Origin of the sequence: Pseudomonas sp. Irchel 3E13 (genome assembly GCF_900187455.1) — a bacterium.
Classification (GTDB): domain Bacteria; phylum Pseudomonadota; class Gammaproteobacteria; order Pseudomonadales; family Pseudomonadaceae; genus Aquipseudomonas.
This window is the reverse complement of sequence record NZ_FYDX01000011.1, coordinates 186,463-205,208: the sequence shown is the minus strand read 5'-3', so window position 1 is coordinate 205,208 and position 18,746 is coordinate 186,463. Positions and strand designations below refer to the sequence as shown.

Below are 18,746 nucleotides of genomic sequence, written 5' to 3'. Positions count from 1 at the left end.
TTCCTCTTTCATCCGAACAAGCCCCGACATGTTCAGACCTCTTTTCGTATACATCGGTACGCGCTACACCCGTGCCAAGCGGCGCAATCACTTCGTTTCGTTCATTTCCCTGACCTCGATGATCGGCCTCGCCCTCGGCGTGGTGGTGATGATCGTGGTGCTCTCGGTCATGAACGGCTTCGATCATGAGATGCGTACCCGCGTACTGGGCATGGTCCCTCATGCCACGCTGGAGACCGGTCAACCGCTGAGCGATTGGCCAGCCCTTGCCGATAGAGTTAAGCAGAATCCGTCCGTGCTGGCAGTGGCGCCATTCACTCAGATGCAGGGTTTGCTGACCCACGAAGGCAAGGTACAGAAGGTACTGCTCAACGGTGTTGACCCCGCGCAAGAGCGCAAGGTTTCGATTATCGGCGACTTCATCCGCGAAGGCCGCCTCGAAGACCTTGAGCCCGGCAGCTTCGGCATCATGATCGGCGACAAGGCGGCCGCCAAACTGGGCGTCAGCGTCGGCGACAAGCTGACCTTCGTCGCGCCCGAGGTCACTGTCACCCCGGCCGGGATGTTCCCGCGCATGAAGCGTTTCACCGTGACCGGCATCTTCCATGTCGGCGCCGGTGAAATCGACGGCTACCTGGGCCTGACCAACCTCTCCGACCTGTCCCGCCTGCACCGCTGGAAAGCTGATCAGGTCCAGGGTCTGCGGCTGAAATTCGACGACCTGTTCGAGGCCCCGCGCAACGCCTACAACATCGCCCGGCAACTGGGCGAGCAGGAGTTCTACGCCCGCGACTGGACCCGCAGCTACGGCAACCTGTACCAGGCGATCCGAATGGAAAAAGCCATGATCGGCCTGTTGTTGCTGCTGATCGTCGCGGTGGCGGCGTTCAACATCATTTCCACGCTGGTGATGGTGGTGAACGACAAGCGCGGCGATATCGCGATCCTGCGGACCCTCGGTTCGACGCCACGGCAGATCATGGCGATCTTCATGGTCCAGGGCACGGTGATCGGCGTGGTCGGCACGGCCATCGGCGCCGCGGTCGGGATTCTCGCGGCGCTCAATGTCAGCGCCGCCATCGCCGGCCTCGAGCGGCTGATCGGTCACAAGTTCCTCAACGCCGATGTCTACTTCATCGACTACCTGCCGTCGCGGATCATGGCCGAAGACGTGTGGATGGTCTGTGGCGCGGCGCTGGTCCTGAGTTTCCTCGCCACCCTGTATCCGGCCTGGCGTGCGGCACGCACCCAGCCTGCGGAGGCGCTTCGTTATGAGTGAGTTGGGCATGAGTGATAAAGCCGTACTGAGTTGCCGCAACCTGGGCAAATCCTATGAGGAAGGCCCGGAGTCGGTGCAGGTGCTGTCGAACCTGCAACTGGAACTGCTCCCCGGTGAGCGGGTCGCGATCGTCGGCAGTTCCGGTTCGGGCAAGAGCACCTTGCTCAACCTGCTGGGCGGCCTCGATACGCCGAGCCAAGGCAGCGTCTGGCTGGCCGGCGAGGAGCTTTCGGCCCTCGGCGAGCGTGCCCGCGGCCTGCTGCGCAACCGCGCGCTGGGCTTCGTCTACCAGTTCCATCACCTGTTGCCGGAATTCACCGCGCTGGAAAACGTGTGCATGCCGCTGCTGATCGGCCGCACGCCGATCCCGGAAGCCCGCGAGCGCGCCGAGGCGCTGCTCAAGCGTGTCGGTCTCGGTCACCGCCTGAGCCACAAGCCGTCCGAACTGTCCGGTGGCGAGCGCCAGCGCGTGGCCATCGCCCGCGCCCTGGTCAACCGGCCGGGCCTGGTGATGCTCGACGAGCCCACCGGCAACCTCGACCAGCACACCGCCCAGGGCATCCAGGACCTGATGCGCGAGCTGAGCAGTTCGTCGCAGACCGCGTTCCTGGTGGTGACCCATGACCTGAACCTGGCGCGGCAGATGGATCGTGTGCTGCGCCTGGAAGAGGGTCACCTGGTTCCGATCTGATTCGAGGAGGGCGCCCGTGCCGATGCCGGGCGCCTTGGCCGTTATTCTTGCTGGGTGCATCCGTTCATGTTCAGACCCTTGTCTATTTTCATCGGCGCGCGCTACACCCGCGCCAAGCGCCGCAACCATTTCATCTCGTTCATTTCCATGACATCGATGATCGGCCTGTCCCTGGGCGTGCTGGCGATGATCGTGGTGTTGTCGGTGATGAACGGCTTCCAGCGCGAGATGAGCTCGCGCATCCTCGGCATGGTGCCGCACGCCACCATCGTCGGCGTCAAGCCGCTGGACGACTGGCAGCCGGTGGCCGCCGCCGCGCTGAAGAATCCCGAGGTCATCGCCGCAGTGCCCTTCACCGAAATGGAAGGCATGCTTTCCTACAAGGGTTCGATGCAGCCGATCAAGATCAACGGCATCGACCCGGAACAGGAAGGCAAGGTTTCGATCGTCGCCGAGCACATCGTCCAGGGTCGCCTGGAAGACCTCAAGCCGGGCGAGTTCGGCGTGGTCATCGGCGAAATCACCGCGCGGCGTTTCCGCCTGAGCGTCGGTGACAAGCTGACCCTGATCGTGCCCGAGGTGAGCAGCGAAGCGGGTGGCATCACCCCGCGCATGCAGCGCCTCAACGTGGTCGGGATCTTCAAGGTCGGCGCCGAGCTGGATGGTTCCATGGGCATGATCCATGTGGCCGACGCCGCGCAGATGCAGCGTTGGGAGCCGAACCAGGTGCAGAGCGTGCGCCTCAAGCTCAAGGATCTGTACGCCGCGCCGGCGGTGTCCGCGGCGATTGTCGCGGGGCTTGGCGATCAGTACCGCGCCGACGACTGGACCCACACCCAGGGCAGCCTGTTCAGCGCCATGAAAATGGAAAAGACCATGATCGGCCTGTTGCTGCTGATGATCATCGCGGTGGCGGCGTTCAACATCATCGCCACCCTGATCATGGTAGTGAACGACAAGGGCGCGGACATCGCCATCCTGCGCACCATCGGCGCAACACCCGGGCAGATCATGGGCGCGTTCATGGTTCAGGGCAGCCTGATCGGCGTGGTCGGCACCCTGATCGGCGGTGTGTTCGGGGTGTTAGCGGCGTTGAATGTCAGCGCGCTGGTGGGTTGGCTGGAGCGCATCAGCGGCCAGCATATCTTCACCTCTGACGTGTATTTCATCAGCTCGCTGCCATCGGAGTTGCAGTGGGGCGATGTGGCGCTGATCTGCAGCGCCGGCCTGGTGATGAGCTTCCTCGCGACGATTTACCCGGCCTGGCGTGCATCGCAGGTCGAGCCGGCCATGGCGCTGCGCTACGAGTAAACGGCGTTGTCAGGCGGCCGGTAGCTGGATGATGAAACGCGTCCAGCCATCGGCCGATTCGGCGCGCAGCGTCCCGCCATGGGCACGGACGATGGATTGGGTGATGGCCAAGCCCAGCCCCGCATGTTCGCTGCTGCCAGCCCGGCGTGCCGGGTCGGCGCGGTAGAAACGATCGAACAGCCGCGGCAGCAGCGCCGGATCGATCGGCTCGCCGCGGTTGGCCACTTCCAGGCGTAGTTGCCCGCTACTTTCCGCGATACCTACCTGAATATCCCCTCCCTGTGCGGTGTAGCGCAGCGCATTGTCGAGCAGGTTGGACAAGGCGCGGCGCAGCATATGCCGGTCGCCGTCCAGCGTGGCGGCGCCGTTGCGCGCCAGCCGGACCTGGGCGTCCTCGGCCAGTGGCGCGTAATACTCCAGCAGCGCATCGACTTCTTCGTGCAACGCCAATGGCTCACGGTTGGGCATCAGCAGGCCGTGGTCGGCCTTGGCCAGGTAAAGCATGTCGTTGACCAGTTGCGCCATCCATTGCAGCTCTTCGAGGTTGCCGTGCAGCGCTTCGCGGTATTCGTCCAGGCTGCGCGGCCGGGTCAGGGTGACCTGGGTGTGGGTCAGCAGGTTCGACAGCGGCGTGCGTAATTCATGGGCGATATCGGCGGAGAAGGCCGAGAGGCGCTGGAAGGCGTCGTCCAGTCGCTCCAGCATGGCGTTCATCGTGGTTGCCAGTTCCGCCAGTTCCACCGGCATCTGCCCCACCGGCAGGCGGGTGGTCAGCGAGCGCGCGGAAACGCTGGCGGCAATCTCGCCCATCTGGCGCAACGGGCGCAGGCCGCTGCGCGCAGCCCAGACCCCGAGCAGGGCGGTGGCCAGCGCGCAGAGGCCGACGGTCAGCCAGATCAGCCGCTGCATGCGTTGCAGGAAATGTTGGTGGTGGGTGATGTCGAGCAGCAGCGTCAGTTGCAGGTCTGGCAGTTGCACGCCGAGGCTGCGGTAGTCGGCATGTTCGGCGCGCAGGGTGTTCAGGCCAGGCCCTGCCGGCGCATCAGGCAGGCCCGCGCGGCTGTCGAACCAGATCTCGCCGTCGGTGCCGCGGATACGCAGGGCCAGATCGGACTGGTGGCTCAGCTCGCTCTGCAGGGCGGGCAGGCGCAAGGCGAGGTCGGCGCTGCTGTGCACACCCTCGAGCATGCGCTGCAGGACCGGCAGGCGGCTGTTGAGCAATTGCTGGTCGAGTTCGATGAAGTGGGTTTCGCTGGCGCGGCTGAACAGGATCCCCGCCAGCAGCGACACCACGGCGGTGCAGGCGGCGAACAGCAGGGCGAGGCGGGCGCCGAGGGACAGCCGGAGCATCAGGCCGGACGCTCTTCGAGCACATAGCCCATGCCGCGCACCGTGTGGATCAGCTTATTGTCGTGGGCATCGTCGATCTTCAGGCGCAGCCGGCGGATCGCCACTTCGATGACGTTGGTGTCGCTGTCGAAATTCATGTCCCAGACCTGCGAAGCGATCAGCGATTTGGGCAGCACCTCGCCCTGGCGCCGCAGCAGCAGTTCCAGCAGGGCGAACTCCTTGGCGGTCAGGTCTAGGCGCTGGCCGCCGCGTTCGACCCGGCGGCGGATCAGGTCCAGGCGCAGGTCGGCCAGGCCGAGGGTGGTTTCCTGAGCCGGGTTGAGGCCGCGACGCAGCAGGGTGCGGACCCGCGCCAGCAGCTCGGAGAAGGCGAACGGCTTGACCAGATAGTCGTCGGCGCCCAGTTCCAGGCCGTGGACCCGGTCTTCCACGGCATCGCGGGCGGTGAGGAACAGCACCGGCACATTGAGGCCGGCGTCACGCACAGCCTGGAGAATCTGCCAGCCATTGCGACCGGGCAGCATCACATCGAGGATCAGCAGGTCATAGTCGCCGGTCAGCGCCAGGTGCTGGCCGCTGTCGCCGTCGTTGGCCAGCTCGGTACTGAACCCGGCCTCGCTGAGGCCCTGGCGCAGGTACTGGCCGGTCTTGGCCTGGTCTTCGACGATCAACAGTTTCATGGGGTTCTCGGAGGCGGTGGGGCAGGGACGTTATACCTTTCCTGCATTCAGGCAGGGCGAAGCTGACAAAGTTGTAATCTTTTCGTCAGGTGGACGCCAGCGCCGGCTTTGCACTATGGCGGCATGAAGCAATCGATGATGAGGAACACCCCGATGAAATCCCTGATAACCGCTGCCGTCCTCGCACTGCTCAGCCTTCCGGCCATGGCCGCGCCGGGCGCACACGAGTTCGCTTTCGGCCAGCCAGCGCCAGCGGCCAAGGCCACGCGCACCGTCGAGGTGGTGCTGGGTGACATGTACTTCGAGCCGCGCAGCCTGGAAGTGAAGGCCGGGGAGACGGTGCGCTTCGTGGTGATCAACAAGGGTCAGGTGGCCCACGAGTTCAACCTTGGCGATGCGGCCATGCATGCGCAGCACCAGAAGGAAATGCTGGCGATGGCGACCATGGACCACGCCAGCATGGGCCATGGGGGAATGGAGCACGGCGCGATGCAGCATGACGAGCCGAACATGGTGATGGTCGCGCCGGGCCAGCGCGGTGAATTGACCTGGAGCTTCAGCCAGTCGACCCCGATCGAGTTCGCCTGCAACGTGCCGGGGCACTATCAGGCCGGGATGGTTGGCAAGCTGACCATCGCGCAATGACCAAAGGCAGGCGCAAACCCGATAAACTACGGCAATTTCGTCCTTCAGGTTTGAGCCATGCACCCCGCTGCAGAACATTCCCCGCTGGGTAAATCCAGCGAATACGTTTCCACTTACACGCCTTCGTTGCTGTTCCCTATCCCGCGTACCGCCAAATGGGCCGAGCTGGGCGTCAGCGCCGAGACCCTGCCGTGGCACGGCACCGATTTCTGGAACTGCTTCGAGCTGTCCTGGCTGCTGCCATCGGGCAAGCCGGTGGTGGCCATCGGTGAGTTCGCCATTCCTGCGGATTCGCCGAACATCATCGAGTCCAAGTCGTTCAAGCTCTACCTCAATTCGCTGAACCAGACCGCCTTCGACTCGCCGCAGGCGCTGCAGGCCTGCCTGGAGAAAGACCTCGGCGCGGCCGCCGGCAAGCCGGTGAGCGTGCGTATCCGCACCCTGGGTGATGTGGAAAAAGAGGGTGTGGCCGGGTTGCCGGGCCAGTGCATCGACGAGCTGGACGTGAGCATCAGCAACTACGAGCAACCGCAACCTGAGTTGCTGCGTTGCAACACGGACAAGGTGGTCGAGCAGACCCTGCACAGCCATTTGCTCAAGTCCAACTGCCCGGTGACCGGTCAGCCGGACTGGGGCAGCGTGGTCGTCGAGTACCGCGGCCCGGAGCTGGATGCGGCAAGCCTGCTGACGTACCTGATCAGTTTCCGCCAGCACGCGGACTTCCATGAGCAGTGCGTGGAGCGCATCTTCCTCGACCTCAAGCGCCTGCTCGATCCGCAGCACCTGACGGTGTACGCGCGCTATGTGCGCCGTGGCGGGCTGGACATCAACCCGTACCGCAGCCTCGGGCCGGTGAGTCCGGACAACCGTCGGTTGGTCCGGCAGTAACGAAAAAGCCCCGTCTAGACGGGGCTTTTTATTTGAGCGGGGTGGGTTCAGATCCCCATGCTTTGCAGGCTCTGAACGATATTGCGTAAGGTGGCGGTCAGGCCCGGGTGATCGACCTCGAAGCGTTCCACGGCGAGGTTGACGCCGTCGACCAGGTTGGTGTCCTGGGTTGCCGCTTCCAGTTTGATCTGGGCATCGATTTGCTGCATCAGCACCTGGAGTTGCTCACGCTCTTCCAGCGACAGCGGCGGGTTTTGCTCCAGTTGCTCGCGCAGGGTGTTGAGCTGTTCTTGCAGTTCGCGGGCAGGCATGGTGATCTCCCTTTATCAGTAGGCACAGCCATGGACCCCTGCCTTGTGCGAAAGGTCCATGCATGGCTGACAGATTAATCCACACGGGCCGGCTTTGCATGATCCGGATCAAGCGCGGGTGGTCAGGGTTTTTCGCCCTTGAGCCGGCGCTGGCTGATATCGGCGAGGCAGTCGGCCAGTTCCTGCAAATGATCGATCACCGAATGCACGCCGAGGCTGAACAGTTGCAGGGTGGCCTTGCCGCGTTTGTGCTCGCGCTGCTTCTCGTCCAGCGCTTGCCACTCGGTTTCGGATAACCCGCACAACGGGCCGCAGGCCGCCAGGCCGATGGTCCACAGGCCGGCATTGAGGCCGGCCTGGAGCAGCCGCGGTTCGCCGCTGATCAGCACACAGCCATCCAGTTGCCTGGCCTCGATGGCCATCAATGCCCGCCAACAGGCGTCCGGCGCGGGCCAGGGCTTGGCGTCGTGGTGCGGCGTTGCCGCCAGCCAGTCGGGCAGGGCGCGGCTCAGGTGTTGGCCGGTGTGCGCCGGCACTTCGTCCAGCCAGGCGCAGGGCACGCGATGGCGGCGTAGCCAGTCGAGTACGTCGAGGGCACCGGGGGTGGGGAGAACGGGGAGGTCCGGCGCGCTGTCCAGGCTACGGCCGCCGAAGTCGACCAGGCAGCCACGAAGTCCGAACAGGAGCGCGGTGAAGGCGGGCGCGTGAGGCATGGCAACATCCCTGAAATATCAGGACACTACTGGCCGTTCGTGACGATTTGGTGACGGGCGTTTGACGCGCGTGGCGTCAACTATTTGCGACGCAAACGTTACTAGGCTTTATACTCGTCCACTTTGGCGCGGAGCTGTTTCGCGCGTTGCGTTCATCAGGAGAACATCTATGCGTGGGATCGGTGCGAGCGTGCTCGATCGTTTGTTCCGGGCCAGCGTGTGCGCAACTGCGCTGCTGGCGCCTTTCGCGGCTCAGGCGGCTACCGAGGAAGACCCTTGGGAAAGCATCAACCGGCCGATTTTCCGTTTCAACGACACGGTCGACACCTATGCGTTCAAGCCGATCGCCCAGGGCTACCGGTTTGTAACGCCGCAGTTCGTGGAAGACGGCATCCATAACATGTTCCTCAACCTGGGTGATGTGACCAACCTGGCCAACAACATCCTCCAGCTCAAGCCCCATGCGGCCGGTGTCGATACCGCCCGGCTGATCGTCAACACCACCTTCGGTCTTGGCGGCTTCTTCGATGTGGGGACCAAAATGGGCCTGCAGCGCAATGATGAAGACTTCGGCCAGACCCTGGGCTACTGGGGTGTACACAGCGGTCCTTACGTGATGCTGCCGTTGCTGGGTCCGAGCACCGTGCGCGATGCGCTGGGCAAGTATCCCGATACCTACACCGAACCCTACCGCTACGTGAATCACGTGCCGACCCGCAACACCGCGATCGGCGTCGACCTGGTCGACACACGCGCCAGCCTGCTGTCGGCGGAGAAGATGATCCAGGGCGACAAGTACATCTTCATCCGCAACGCCTACCTGCAGAACCGCGAGTTCAAGGTCAAGGACGGCGACGTCGAAGACGATTTCTGATCGTCGGCAAGTAGAAAAGGCGACCTCCGGGTCGCCTTTTTCATTGGGGCATCCTTCCATTGAGTTGCCACAAACCGGGTTTTTATAACCACCGGTGATTTGCACTGCAAACAGCCGCACGCGAGCGGCGGTGCATGCTTGAAACGCCTGGCGGATGGGAGTACCGTCTGCGCCTTACAGGGCACCTCTGCAAGTTGCCGGTCGGCTTTTTCTGACCTACAACTCAGATAGACAGAGTGGCTAGAAGAGAATCCAGTACGTGTGCTCCAACCTGTCGAGCCGCTTACGCCAACCTATTTCTGGCGCCGTTTGCCCACATGCAGAAAACCAGTGCAACGCTGCTGATAATCGATGACGACGACGTGGTGCGCGAGAGCCTCGCCGCCTACCTGGAAGACAGCGGTTTCAGTGTCCTGCAGGCAAGCAATGGCCAGCAGGGCCTTCAAGTCTTCGAGCAGGATCGTCCCGACCTTGTGCTCTGTGACCTGCGCATGCCGCAAATGGGCGGTCTGGAGCTGATCCGACAAGTGACCGAACGTGCGCCTGACCTGCCGGTGATCGTGGTTTCCGGTGCGGGCGTGATGAACGATGCTGTCGAAGCCCTGCGTCTGGGCGCTGCCGATTACCTGATCAAGCCGCTTGAAGACCTCGCAGTGCTCGAGCACTCGGTTCGCCGCGCGCTCGATCGTGCGTACCTGATCAAGGAAAACCAGCGCTACCGGGAAAAGCTCGAAACCGCCAACCGTGAACTTGAAGCCAGCCTCCACCTGCTTCAGGAAGACCAGACAGCGGGTCGCCAGGTGCAGATGAACATGCTCCCGGAAAGCCCGTGGAGCATTGGCGAGTTTTCCTTCGAACACCAGATCATCCCGTCGCTGTATCTCTCTGGCGACTTTGCTGATTACTTCCGCGTCGACGAGCGGCGGATCGCCTTCTACCTGGCGGACGTGTCCGGCCATGGCGCGTCCTCGGCCTTCGTGACCGTACTGCTGAAGTTCATGACCACCCGCCTGCTGTTCGAATTCAAGCGCAGCGGCACCCTGCGGGACTTCAAGCCGTCGGAAGTGCTCGGGCACATCAACCGCGGCCTGATCAACTGCAAGCTGGGCAAGCACGTGACCATGGTTGGCGGTGTCATCGATGAAGACAACGGATTGCTGACCTATGCCATCGGCGGCCACCTGCCGCTGCCGGTACTGTATACCCCGGAGCAGAGCCTTTATCTGGAAGGCCGAGGATTGCCGGTCGGTCTGTTCGACGAAGCAACGTACCAGGATCACGTCCTGGAGCTGCCGTCGCAGTTCAGCCTGACCCTGCTATCTGATGGCATTCTGGACCTTTTGCCCGGCGCAACACTCAAAGAAAAAGAAGCATCCCTGCCTGAGATTGTCAGGGACGCGGGCGGCAGCCTGGATGGCCTGCGGCAACGATTCGGATTGGCTACGCTTGGGGAGATGCCGGATGATATCGCCCTATTGGTGTTGAGCAGGAACCTTCAATGAGTACCGGTAGAATCCAGTTCGCCGAACAGAGCGGCACCTTTGTTCTGAAGTTTGTCGGTGAAGTGCGTCTGACCCTGTGTTCGGCGCTGGATGCAACTATTGAGAAGATCTTCACCGCGCTGAATTTCTCGGCGATCGTCATCGATCTCACAGAAACCCAGAGCATCGACAGCACCACGCTCGGCCTGTTGGCCAAGCTGTCGATTCTGTCGCGGCAGAAGGTTGGCCTGCTGCCGACCGTGGTGACCACCCACGCCGACATCACTCGCCTGTTGCAGTCGATGGGCTTCGATCAGGTGTTCAACATCGTCGACCGGCCGATTCCGTGCCCGGAATGCCTGACCGACCTGCCTTCCCAGGACCAGGACGAAGAGGTGGTGCGGGCCAAGGTGCTGGAGGCGCACAAGATCCTGATGGGCTTGAATGACTCCAACCGTGAAGCCTTCCATGACCTGGTGAACGCGCTCGAGCGTAGCTGAACCCTTCAGGGCCTCATCGCCGCGATGAGGCCCTTGTCATTCCCGCCGCGGAAACTCCGTCGCCTCTGACCCATCCGCATTCAATTGGAACACCCGCTCCGGTTGCCCCTGTTCATTGAAAAACACCTGGCCCAGACCCGCGCTGTTCCACAGCCGCTCGCCGGCTTTGCTGTGGCTGGGTATGCGCGGCACCACTTCCATCAGTCGCCGGCGGGTGAACCAGTTCAAGGGCGAGCGCGGTGCGTAGAGCCAGCGGTTGAGGCGGTCGAAGGTGTCCAGCAGGCGCGCGGGGAAGCGGTTCTTGATGCCGCTGCTGGTGATCTGCCACAGGTGCGGACTGCGTTGGCGGTGGCGGATCAGCACTTCGTAGACGAAGGAATAGTGCACGTCGCCGGAGAGGATCACGTAGTGTCCCGGCGTGCGCGAGTGGCGGAAGATGTTCAGGATCACCTGTGCCGCGCCGCGGTGAGCCATCCAGTTTTCCGCGTCCACCAGCAGCGGGTAACCGCACCAGCTGAACACCTTCTGCACCGTCTCGATCAGCTTGACGCCGAAGATCGGTGCGGGCGAAACGATGATCGCCGACGGGTGGTCGAGCAGCGCTTGCTGCAACTCGCAGAGCGCTTCCCAGTCCAGCAGGCCTGAAGGTTTCTTCAGATTGCTTTCGCTGCGCCAGCGCCGGGTGCGGGTGTCCAGCACCAGTAGCGCTGGGCTGGTCGGGAGTTGGTAATGCCACTGCTGGAAGCGCAGCAGGTCGTTGATCAACTGATCCTGCTGCGGACTGTCTAGGTGGCGGTCGTCCGCGGTGCTGGCGAAGAGTTGCCGGCATTTTTCCAGGAGATCACCGAACACGTCCGGGTTGTTGCCCCAGGCCTGGCAGAGCAGGTAAGCCAGCAGGGCGTTGCCGATGATCCGGCGCGAGAACGGATGGCCGTAGGCGGTTTCCTCCCATTGCGCCGAAAGGTTCCAGTCATCGGTGATGTCGTGGTCGTCGAAAATCATCAGGCTCGGCAAGTGCGCCAACACCCGGGCGACCCCGCCCAGCCCGGCGACGAAGCCATCCAGGCAACCCTGTTCCAGCCTGTAGCGCGTTTGGTGTTCGGCGTTCAGCGGCGGCATGTCCGGCGCAATCAGCGTCCACGGCACGGGCGACCAGACCAGCAGGTACATCGCCAGGGTTTCGCCGAAGGTCACCAAGTGGTTGTCGGCATTGCTGCTGGTGAAGATCGGTTTGCGCACGCCACCGAAGAAGCGCTCGCGCAGAGTTTCGTTGCTTTTCAGCGCTGGCAGCAGGTCGCCACGGTGGTAGTAGCTGGCGGGATGGCCATAAAGCTCGACGCTGTCACGGATCACCGCGCCGTCCAGGCATTCCTCGAACAGGCCGAGCCGTGCAATCAGCGTATGAATGGCGCGCAGCATCGGCCCGGCGACATCGTCGGCGTAGACCTGATCGCCGCTCATCATCAACAAGGCTGGGCGCTGTGCGGGCTCATGCGTGCTGGCCAGCAGCCGGTCGGCGCAGAGCAGGCCGTCTTCGGCGGGAAAGTGAGGTTTGCGGCAGGAGCCGTGGAGCAACTGATCCAGCCGTTCGCGGACGACGAAGTTCGCACGCTGTGCGCCGTCATAAAGCAGATGCGGCGCCCACTCGGCGATGCCGTGGCCATCGAGCAGCAGGTCGTAGTCGATCCGGGTGTCGCAGGGTAGCGGTGTTTCCAAAGACACATCGATCAGGTGCACGAACGCCTGGCGACCCACCGGAATGATCTGGCAGCGAGTGGCGTCCAGTGGCAGGACCAGCGGATCGGAATGTGCAACATGAAGGTGCAGTTCGGCGTTCAGCGGCTGCGAGGCGACCAGCCAGAACACCATGCGCGTCGGCTCCAGGCGGCGAAGCAGTGGCCCGGCCAGGACCAACGGCAAAAAAGAAGAGTCGGACATCAATGCGGGAACACGAGGCTGTTTGCCAGTAGTTGCGGAAGAGGCGGGACTTTCCGCGCTGTCGCGACTACTGGCAAACCGAGATTTGTATCAAGCCTTTGCAGAAAGCAGGGCTTCGAGTTTTTCCTGGTCACGGGCGAACAGGCGAATGCCTTCGGCGAGTTTTTCGGTGGCCATGGCGTCTTCGTTGAAGGCCCAGCGGAACTGGCTTTCGTTCAGCGTCAGGCGTGGCTCGGCGCTGGCGCCGGGGGCGAGTTTGCGGGCCAGGGTGCCCTGGTCTTCGCTGAGTTTCTGTAGCAGGTCCGGGCTGATGGTCAGTCGATCGCAGCCGGCCAGCTCTTCGATCTGGCTGAGGTTGCGGAAGCTCGCGCCCATGACCACGGTGTCGTAGCCATTGGCCTTGTAGTAGTTGTAGATGCGGGTGACCGACTGCACGCCCGGGTCTTCGGCGCCAACGTAATCCTGGCCGCTGGACTTCTTGTACCAATCGTAGATGCGGCCCACGAACGGCGAAATCAGGAACACCCCGGCATCGGCGCAGGCGGCAGCCTGGGCGAACGAGAACAGCAGGGTCAGGTTGGTCTGGATGCCTTCCTTCTCCAGGGTTTCGGCGGCGCGGATGCCTTCCCAGGTGGAGGCCAGCTTGATCAGCACGCGATCACGACCAACGCCGGCCTTGTCGTACAGCTCGATCAGTTGGCGGGCCTTGGCCAGCAGCGCCGGCTCGTCGAAGGACAGGCGCGCGTCCACTTCGGTGGAAATGCGGCCGGGGATCGCTTTCAGGATGCCGCTGCCCACCGCGACGGCGAAGGCATCGCAAGCCAGATCGACATTGCCCTTGCTGCTGGCGATCACCTGCTTCAGCAGGTCGGCGTAGCCGGGCATGGCGGCCGCTTTGAGCAGGAGGGAAGGGTTGGTGGTGGCATCGACCGGCTTGAGGCGGCTGATCGCGTCGATATCGCCGGTGTCGGCGACGACCGTGGTGAACTGCTTGAGTTGTTCCAGCTTGGAAGTCATGAGCGTGCTCTGTCCTGTGCGGTGCGACGACATTACCCGAGCGCCGTCAGCGGCTCAAGGGCCGTGCCGGCGGGCGTCGGGAGGGTATGTCTTCGAGTGCCGCGGAGCGCGCCGGTTCCTAGTGGCCCTTTAACAATTCAGCAGCTTGATCGAGCAGGGCCAGCGGGTCGTTGGTCTTGTGCACATCCACCGAAAGCAACTGACGGAACTTGCGCGCGCCCTTGAAGCCCTGGGCCAGACCGAGGATATGTCGGGTCACGTGGTGCATGGCGCCGCCGGCCTGCAGATGGGCGGCGATGTATGGCTTCAACTGCTCCAGCACCTCGCTGCGGGAAATCACCGGGGCATCGCTGCCGAACAGTTGCTGATCGACCTCGGCCAGCACATAGGGATTGTGATAGGCCTCGCGGCCCAGCATCACGCCGTCGAACGTCTTGAGGTGCTCGTGGCATTCCTCGAGGGTCTTGATCCCGCCATTGAGGATGATTTCCAGGTCAGGGAAGTCCGCTTTCAACTGCGCGGCGATGTCATAGCGCAGCGGCGGGATCTCGCGGTTTTCCTTCGGCGACAGCCCTTCGAGGATGGCGATCCGGGCATGCACGGTGAAACTGCGGCAACCGGCATCGCGGACCTGACCGACGAAATCGCACAGCTCGCCGTAGCTGTCGCGGCCGTTGATGCCGATCCGGTGCTTGACCGTCACCGGGGTCGACACCGCGTCCATCATCGCCTTCACACAATCGGCCACCAGCGCCGGGTGACCCATCAGGCAAGCGCCGATCATGTTGTTCTGCACCCGGTCGCTGGGGCAGCCGACGTTCAGGTTCACTTCCTGGTAGCCCGCCACCTCGGCCAGCTTCGCGCAGGCGGCCAGATCGGCCGGCACGCTGCCGCCCAGTTGCAGCGCCAGCGGGTACTCGGCGGCGTCGTGGCCGAGGAAGCGCGCGGCATCGCCGTGCAGCAGGGCGCCGGTGGTGACCATTTCGGTATAGAGCAGGGCGTGGCGGGACAGCAGGCGCAGGAAGAATCGGCAGCGGCGGTCTGTCCAGTCCATCATCGGGGCGACGGAAAACCTCCTGAGTACCGGACTCGAAGGATTGCTCGGGTTTTCCGCGGGGGTATTGTGCATGCCGGTGGTCTCGTCTGCTGCCGTCTTCGGATGCATTACGCACCCTGAAAAAAGGCGGCGGAGTTTAACAGGAATGCGCTTTGCCGGCTTATCGCCCCGACAAAAACGTCACCAACTGCCGCCCATGTGAACTCAGCTTCTCCCACTCACGAAAACAGATCCTCAGCTCCAGCGTCGCCCAGCGCTCTTCCAGTGGCAGGCAGCGTACGGGCAGTTCCTGTTCCAGGCGGCGTGCGGTGGTTTCCGGGAGCATGGCGATGCCGGCGCGCTGGGCCACCAGTTGCGCGATGGCTTCGAAGCCGGGGGCGCGGACGCGGACTTTGAGCGGCATCGACAGGTTGATCGCCAGTTCTTCGACGAAACGCTGCATGGCCCGCTCCGCCGGCAGGCAGACGAAGGCGTAGTCGAGGGCGTCGCGCAGGCGCAAGGCGGTCCGTTCGGTCAGGGGGTGGTCGAGCGGCACCAGCAGCACCAGGCGCTCGGTGCGGAAGGGCAGGGACACCACGCCGTCATTGACCAGGTTGCCGTCGTAGACGCCGATCTCGCATTCGCCGGCGAGGACCATGCGCAGGATGTCGACGCTCTTGTGTTCCACCAGTTGCAGGTCGATTTCCGGGTAGTCGAAGAGGAACGGCCCGAGCACCGTCGGGAGGATGGTGCTGTTGGTCACGGTGGATGCCGCAAGGTGCAGGTTGATGCGTTTCTGCCCGGCCAGTTCCTTGAGCGTGTCGTGCAGCTTGCGGGCTTCGCCGAGGACGCCGCGCGCAGATTCCAGCACCAGCCGGCCCGCCGGTGTCAGGTGCATGCCGTCGGCCTTGCGCACGAACAGGGTCAGGCCGCTGCGTTCCTCGAACAGGCGCAGGCGTGTGCTGGCGGCCGATACCGCCACCGGAAAGCTCGCCGCCGCCTTGCTCAGGCTGCCGGTTTCGGCGATGGCGGCGATCAGGCGCAGGTCGGGCAGGTCGAAGTGCATCAGGGGGGTTCTCCAATTCAGAAAGCCTGCTTCGTTAAAAAGCGATTCTGGCGTACTGGCTTTCTGTTCAGAATAAAGCCTGTCACATTTTGGTGCGGACCTCCATGATCAGCTTTCCTCCTCGGATTCAGCGTTACATCGATAACGGCAGCCTGTTCGCAGTGCTGTCGGCCTTGGGTTTCAGCTTCAAGGCGATCTTCGTCAAGCTTGCCTACGCGGCGGGTCCGGTGGATGCGATCACCTTGCTCGCCCTGCGCATGGCCCTGTCGTTGCCGTTGTTTCTCTGGCTGGTGTGGTTCAGTCGCGGCCACGCCAATGCACCGTTGAGCTGGGGCAGTGCCGGGCGGGTGCTGTTGCTCGGGCTGTTCGGCTATTACCTGGCGAGCCTGTTCGACTTCTACGGCTTGCAATACATCAGCGCCGGGCTGGAGCGGCTGATCCTTTTCACTTATCCGACCCTGGTACTGATCTTCCAGGCCGTGGCCCTGCGCGAGCGGCCGACCCCACGAGTGCTAGTGGCGATGGGCATCTGCTACCTCGGCCTGGGCGTGGCCTTTGTGCATGACGTCAGCGTTTCGGGGGTGGGCGATCAGGTGATTCTCGGTTCGCTGTGGGTCTTTGCCAGCGCCGTGACCTACGCGCTGTACTACTCCGGCACCGGCGTGATGCTCAAGACCATGAGTTCGATGCGCCTGGCCGGCCTGGCGGGCACGGCCTCGTCGCTCATGGTGCTGGGCCACTACCTGTTGACCGGGGATTTCTCGCAACTGGGCCAGTTGCCCGCGGCGGTCTGGGTGAATGCCGCGTTGATGGCGCTGTTTTCCACGGTGTTGCCGATTTACTGGGTGGCGCTGGCGATCCAGCGCATGGGCGCCACGCAAACGGCGGCGGTGGGCAATCTCGGGCCGGTGCTGACGGTGCTGGCGTCCTGGGCGCTGCTCAACGAGGACATTTCCGCGTATCAGATCGCCGGGCTGGCGCTGGTGCTGTTCGGGGTGTCGCGGTTGAAGCCGGGCAAGGCCAGGGTTGCGCCGCAGGCCCAGGGCAAGGATGCCCCGGCCTGACACCCTGGCCTGTGAGACTTAGACCTGATGGGCAACCTCTGCTGCGTCGGCCACGCGGACCCGGTTGCGCCCGCCGATCTTGGCCTGATAAAGCTGCTCGTCAGCCACTTCGAAGACCCGCGCGGCGTTGTCCGAGTGCAGCGGCCAGTTGGCCACGCCCATGGACAGCGTGAGGTTGCCGACCGTTTCGAATTCCATCTGCTCGACCCGATGGCGCAAGCGCTCGGCCACCCGCGCCGCCGTGTCCGGGCGGGTGCCCGGCAGCAGCATGAAGAATTCCTCGCCGCCGGAACGGCAGATCACGTCGTGGTCCCGTGAGCAGCCGCGCATCACCTCCGCCAGCGCTTGCAGCACCTCGTCCCCGGCGGCGTGCCCGTAGGTGTCGTTGACCTGCTTGAAGTGGTCGATGTCGATGGCGATCACCGAGAACGGGCGTTTTTCCGCCTGCCACAGCGTCACCGCGAGGTCGAGGCCGCGGCGGTTGCGCAGGCCGGTCAGCGGGTCGGTCTGGATGTCGTGATTGAGCTTGCCCAGGCGCTCATGCAGCAGGTTGAGGCCAATCAACAGGGCGCGCTTGAGTTCCGATGACTCGAAGTACCAGGAGCGTACGCTCTCGATTTGCGCGCTGGTTTCCGGCTCGTTGATCTTCTTCGCGCCAGCGGCCAACTGCCTGAGCGGTTGGGCGATGATCCGCGAGAACCACCAGATCAGGATGAAGCTGACGATCGCTAGCGGGATGGTCTTGAAGATCACGCTCATCAGTAACTGGTCGAGCCCTTCGAGGGTCGACTCGGTGGAGCGTTGGGCGACGATGCCCCAATGCGCCGAGGGCACGGAGGCGAAACCGGCGAGCATGTCCATGCCCTGGCTGTTGACTACCCGTTGGGTGCCGTTGTCCCGCGTGCCGAGGGTGTCGATCAGGCTGTTGCTGCCGACGATGCTGCCGACCCGGTCGGCATCGGGGTGATAGAGCAGGCGGCGGTTGCTGTCGACCACGTACAGGTAGGAGCCGTTCTTGTAGTAGTGCTCGCCGAGCAGTTCGTTGAGGATGCTCTTGTGCTTGAGGTAGATGCTGCCGCCAATCAGTCCGCGGTAGCGACCGGCTTTGTCGAACACCGGTTGCGAGATGAAGATGATCAGGTTGTTCGCCGCCGACATGTACGGGCTGGAGATCAGTGGCCGGCGCTCGCGCAGGGCCGCCAGGGCACCCTCCGATTGCAGCTTCTTGCCGAGAATCTGCAGGGTGTCCGGCGAGGTGGAGCGCACCACGCCTTCGTCGTCGGTAATGACGATGGAGTTGAAGGTGTTGGTCTGCAGGCGCAGGCGCACGGCTTCGCGGTTCAGTTGTGCGAGGTCGTCGAAGTGCTCGCCGAGCAGGTCGGCGGCGTAGGCCAGTTGTTGCTGCGAGGCTTGCAGGTAGGTCTCGGTGCTCGACGCCAGTTTGGAGGCATAGGCGTGGTTGGCTTCCAGGGCGTTATCGATCAGCAACTGGTACTGCACGCGATAGCTGGCGTAGAAACTGTTGAGCAGGGTGACCAGAGCGGTGATCAGCGTCAGCAGCAGAATCAGGCTGCGCAGATCCCAACGGAAGAAATGTCTCAACTGCACCGAAGTCCCCTTGCCCCGATCCTGAATCATTTGAAGGCGCGCACGGTCATGGCAAACCGCCATGGGCCGTGACGAAGCGCGGCATACTGCGCCTGCGGCCCGAAGTTGTCGCGCGAAGGGTAATGAGACTTTAGTCGAATAGCCACAGTGTATACGTGGTCATGAATTTGACTGATGGGTCACGCAGTGAACCGAAAACCACGCTGATTCAGACAGTTGTGTTGTTTCGGTGAGGCCGGCAACTGCGCCGAAGGGCTTGTTTTGCACGGTGGAGAGATGGACCGCCATGCGGGA

18 protein-coding genes are annotated in these 18,746 nt (G+C 63.3%); 9 read left to right on the top strand and 9 right to left on the bottom strand.

The window, feature by feature from the left end; translation table 11 throughout:
• The first annotated feature begins 28 nt into the window (after window positions 1-28).
• From CKW37_RS20635 to CKW37_RS20625, 3 genes are all read left to right on the top strand, one after another.
• Entirely contained in the window at window positions 29-1,279 is a 1,251-nt protein-coding gene (locus CKW37_RS20635; protein WP_095157907.1) for a lipoprotein-releasing ABC transporter permease subunit, read from the top strand.
• 7 nt (window positions 1,280-1,286) lie between these two features.
• On the top strand, window positions 1,287-1,970 hold the full coding sequence (lolD, locus tag CKW37_RS20630) for a lipoprotein-releasing ABC transporter ATP-binding protein LolD (RefSeq protein ID WP_175653784.1): 684 nt from the start codon (window positions 1,287-1,289) through the stop codon (window positions 1,968-1,970).
• Between the two features lie 66 nt (window positions 1,971-2,036).
• Window positions 2,037-3,281: a lipoprotein-releasing ABC transporter permease subunit gene (locus tag CKW37_RS20625; protein WP_095157903.1), complete on the top strand. Its 1,245-nt coding sequence runs from the start codon at window positions 2,037-2,039 to the stop codon at window positions 3,279-3,281.
• A gap of 9 nt (window positions 3,282-3,290) precedes the next feature.
• On the opposite strand, the gene CKW37_RS20620 is transcribed toward CKW37_RS20625, so the two are convergent.
• Together CKW37_RS20620 and CKW37_RS20615 are read right to left on the bottom strand one after the other, a co-directional pair.
• Window positions 3,291-4,634 carry a heavy metal sensor histidine kinase gene (locus CKW37_RS20620; protein WP_095157901.1) on the bottom strand — a complete coding sequence of 448 codons (1,344 nt, stop codon included), beginning with the start codon at window positions 4,632-4,634 and terminating at the stop codon, window positions 3,291-3,293.
• Window positions 4,631-5,311: a heavy metal response regulator transcription factor gene (locus tag CKW37_RS20615; protein ID WP_095157899.1), complete on the bottom strand. Its 681-nt coding sequence runs from the start codon at window positions 5,309-5,311 to the stop codon at window positions 4,631-4,633. The genes CKW37_RS20620 and CKW37_RS20615 overlap by 4 nt, the downstream gene beginning before the upstream one ends.
• A 153-nt stretch (window positions 5,312-5,464) precedes the next feature.
• Here CKW37_RS20615 and CKW37_RS20610 point away from each other — a divergent pair, with 153 nt between their 5' ends.
• Both CKW37_RS20610 and queF read left to right on the top strand, forming a co-directional pair.
• Complete coding sequence (locus CKW37_RS20610) at window positions 5,465-5,956, top strand: plastocyanin/azurin family copper-binding protein (protein ID WP_095157896.1); 492 nt, start codon at window positions 5,465-5,467, stop codon at window positions 5,954-5,956.
• A 57-nt stretch (window positions 5,957-6,013) separates the two neighbouring features.
• The gene (gene queF / locus CKW37_RS20605) at window positions 6,014-6,844 is read left to right on the top strand and encodes an NADPH-dependent 7-cyano-7-deazaguanine reductase QueF (protein ID WP_095157894.1); all 831 of its coding nucleotides are present in this window, start codon (window positions 6,014-6,016) and stop codon (window positions 6,842-6,844) included.
• 47 nt (window positions 6,845-6,891) lie between these two features.
• Here the strand turns inward: queF and CKW37_RS20600 are convergent, their stop codons facing one another.
• A complete protein-coding gene (locus CKW37_RS20600; RefSeq protein WP_095157892.1) occupies window positions 6,892-7,155 on the bottom strand; it encodes a DUF4404 family protein in 264 nt (87 codons plus the stop codon).
• A gap of 122 nt (window positions 7,156-7,277) precedes the next feature.
• The gene (locus tag CKW37_RS20595) at window positions 7,278-7,868 is read right to left on the bottom strand and encodes a phosphonoacetaldehyde phosphonohydrolase-related protein (protein ID WP_095157890.1); all 591 of its coding nucleotides are present in this window, start codon (window positions 7,866-7,868) and stop codon (window positions 7,278-7,280) included.
• A 169-nt stretch (window positions 7,869-8,037) separates the two neighbouring features.
• Between CKW37_RS20595 and CKW37_RS20590 the strand changes: the two genes are divergently transcribed.
• The 3 genes from CKW37_RS20590 (at window position 8,038) to rssC (ending at window position 10,723) form a co-directional block, all read left to right on the top strand.
• On the top strand, window positions 8,038-8,742 hold the full coding sequence (locus tag CKW37_RS20590) for a VacJ family lipoprotein (protein ID WP_095157888.1): 705 nt from the start codon (window positions 8,038-8,040) through the stop codon (window positions 8,740-8,742).
• A gap of 317 nt (window positions 8,743-9,059) precedes the next feature.
• Complete coding sequence (gene rssB, locus CKW37_RS20585; RefSeq protein WP_095157887.1) at window positions 9,060-10,244, top strand: two-component system response regulator RssB; 1,185 nt, start codon at window positions 9,060-9,062, stop codon at window positions 10,242-10,244.
• Entirely contained in the window at window positions 10,241-10,723 is a 483-nt protein-coding gene (gene rssC, locus CKW37_RS20580; protein ID WP_095157885.1) for an anti-sigma factor antagonist RssC, read from the top strand. The genes rssB and rssC overlap by 4 nt, the downstream gene beginning before the upstream one ends.
• A gap of 36 nt (window positions 10,724-10,759) precedes the next feature.
• Here rssC and CKW37_RS20575 read toward each other — a convergent pair whose 3' ends face one another.
• The 4 genes from CKW37_RS20575 to CKW37_RS20560 all read right to left on the bottom strand — a co-directional run bounded on the left by CKW37_RS20575 (window position 10,760) and on the right by CKW37_RS20560 (window position 15,780).
• Window positions 10,760-12,661, bottom strand: a complete 1,902-nt coding sequence (locus CKW37_RS20575; protein ID WP_095157883.1) for an alkaline phosphatase D family protein — start codon at window positions 12,659-12,661, stop codon at window positions 10,760-10,762.
• A gap of 90 nt (window positions 12,662-12,751) precedes the next feature.
• Window positions 12,752-13,678 (bottom strand): transaldolase, encoded by a 927-nt coding sequence (gene tal / locus CKW37_RS20570; protein ID WP_095157881.1) that lies wholly within the window; start codon window positions 13,676-13,678, stop codon window positions 12,752-12,754.
• A 118-nt stretch (window positions 13,679-13,796) separates the two neighbouring features.
• Window positions 13,797-14,807, bottom strand: coding sequence for a tRNA dihydrouridine(20/20a) synthase DusA (dusA, locus tag CKW37_RS20565; RefSeq protein ID WP_095157879.1), 1,011 nt, complete (start codon window positions 14,805-14,807; stop codon window positions 13,797-13,799).
• A gap of 88 nt (window positions 14,808-14,895) precedes the next feature.
• Window positions 14,896-15,780, bottom strand: a complete 885-nt coding sequence (locus CKW37_RS20560; RefSeq protein ID WP_095157875.1) for a LysR family transcriptional regulator — start codon at window positions 15,778-15,780, stop codon at window positions 14,896-14,898.
• Window positions 15,781-15,884: 104 nt separating this feature from the next.
• Between CKW37_RS20560 and CKW37_RS20555 the strand changes: the two genes are divergently transcribed.
• Window positions 15,885-16,844 carry a DMT family transporter gene (locus tag CKW37_RS20555; RefSeq protein ID WP_095157873.1) on the top strand — a complete coding sequence of 320 codons (960 nt, stop codon included), beginning with the start codon at window positions 15,885-15,887 and terminating at the stop codon, window positions 16,842-16,844.
• An 18-nt stretch (window positions 16,845-16,862) separates the two neighbouring features.
• Here the strand turns inward: CKW37_RS20555 and CKW37_RS20550 are convergent, their stop codons facing one another.
• A complete protein-coding gene (locus tag CKW37_RS20550) occupies window positions 16,863-18,482 on the bottom strand; it encodes a sensor domain-containing diguanylate cyclase (protein WP_095158033.1) in 1,620 nt (539 codons plus the stop codon).
• Window positions 18,483-18,746: the final 264 nt, after the last annotated feature.

Excerpts from the sequence above, each read along its gene's own strand:
- CKW37_RS20635 (WP_095157907.1), top strand. The coding sequence starts at position 29 with ATGTTCAGACCTCTTTTCGTATACATCGGTACGCGCTACACCCGTGCC.
- lolD (WP_175653784.1), top strand. The coding sequence starts at position 1,287 with ATGAGTGATAAAGCCGTACTGAGTTGCCGCAACCTGGGCAAATCCTAT.
- CKW37_RS20625 (WP_095157903.1), top strand. The coding sequence starts at position 2,037 with ATGTTCAGACCCTTGTCTATTTTCATCGGCGCGCGCTACACCCGCGCC.
- CKW37_RS20615 (WP_095157899.1), bottom strand. The coding sequence starts at position 5,311 with ATGAAACTGTTGATCGTCGAAGACCAGGCCAAGACCGGCCAGTACCTG.
- CKW37_RS20610 (WP_095157896.1), top strand. The coding sequence starts at position 5,465 with ATGAAATCCCTGATAACCGCTGCCGTCCTCGCACTGCTCAGCCTTCCG.
- queF (WP_095157894.1), top strand. The coding sequence starts at position 6,014 with ATGCACCCCGCTGCAGAACATTCCCCGCTGGGTAAATCCAGCGAATAC.
- CKW37_RS20600 (WP_095157892.1), bottom strand. The coding sequence starts at position 7,155 with ATGCCTGCCCGCGAACTGCAAGAACAGCTCAACACCCTGCGCGAGCAA.
- CKW37_RS20595 (WP_095157890.1), bottom strand. The coding sequence starts at position 7,868 with ATGCCTCACGCGCCCGCCTTCACCGCGCTCCTGTTCGGACTTCGTGGC.
- CKW37_RS20590 (WP_095157888.1), top strand. The coding sequence starts at position 8,038 with ATGCGTGGGATCGGTGCGAGCGTGCTCGATCGTTTGTTCCGGGCCAGC.
- rssB (WP_095157887.1), top strand. The coding sequence starts at position 9,060 with ATGCAGAAAACCAGTGCAACGCTGCTGATAATCGATGACGACGACGTG.
- rssC (WP_095157885.1), top strand. The coding sequence starts at position 10,241 with ATGAGTACCGGTAGAATCCAGTTCGCCGAACAGAGCGGCACCTTTGTT.
- CKW37_RS20575 (WP_095157883.1), bottom strand. The coding sequence starts at position 12,661 with ATGTCCGACTCTTCTTTTTTGCCGTTGGTCCTGGCCGGGCCACTGCTT.
- tal (WP_095157881.1), bottom strand. The coding sequence starts at position 13,678 with ATGACTTCCAAGCTGGAACAACTCAAGCAGTTCACCACGGTCGTCGCC.
- dusA (WP_095157879.1), bottom strand. The coding sequence starts at position 14,807 with ATGCACAATACCCCCGCGGAAAACCCGAGCAATCCTTCGAGTCCGGTA.
- CKW37_RS20560 (WP_095157875.1), bottom strand. The coding sequence starts at position 15,780 with ATGCACTTCGACCTGCCCGACCTGCGCCTGATCGCCGCCATCGCCGAA.
- CKW37_RS20555 (WP_095157873.1), top strand. The coding sequence starts at position 15,885 with ATGATCAGCTTTCCTCCTCGGATTCAGCGTTACATCGATAACGGCAGC.
- CKW37_RS20550 (WP_095158033.1), bottom strand. The coding sequence starts at position 18,482 with ATGATTCAGGATCGGGGCAAGGGGACTTCGGTGCAGTTGAGACATTTC.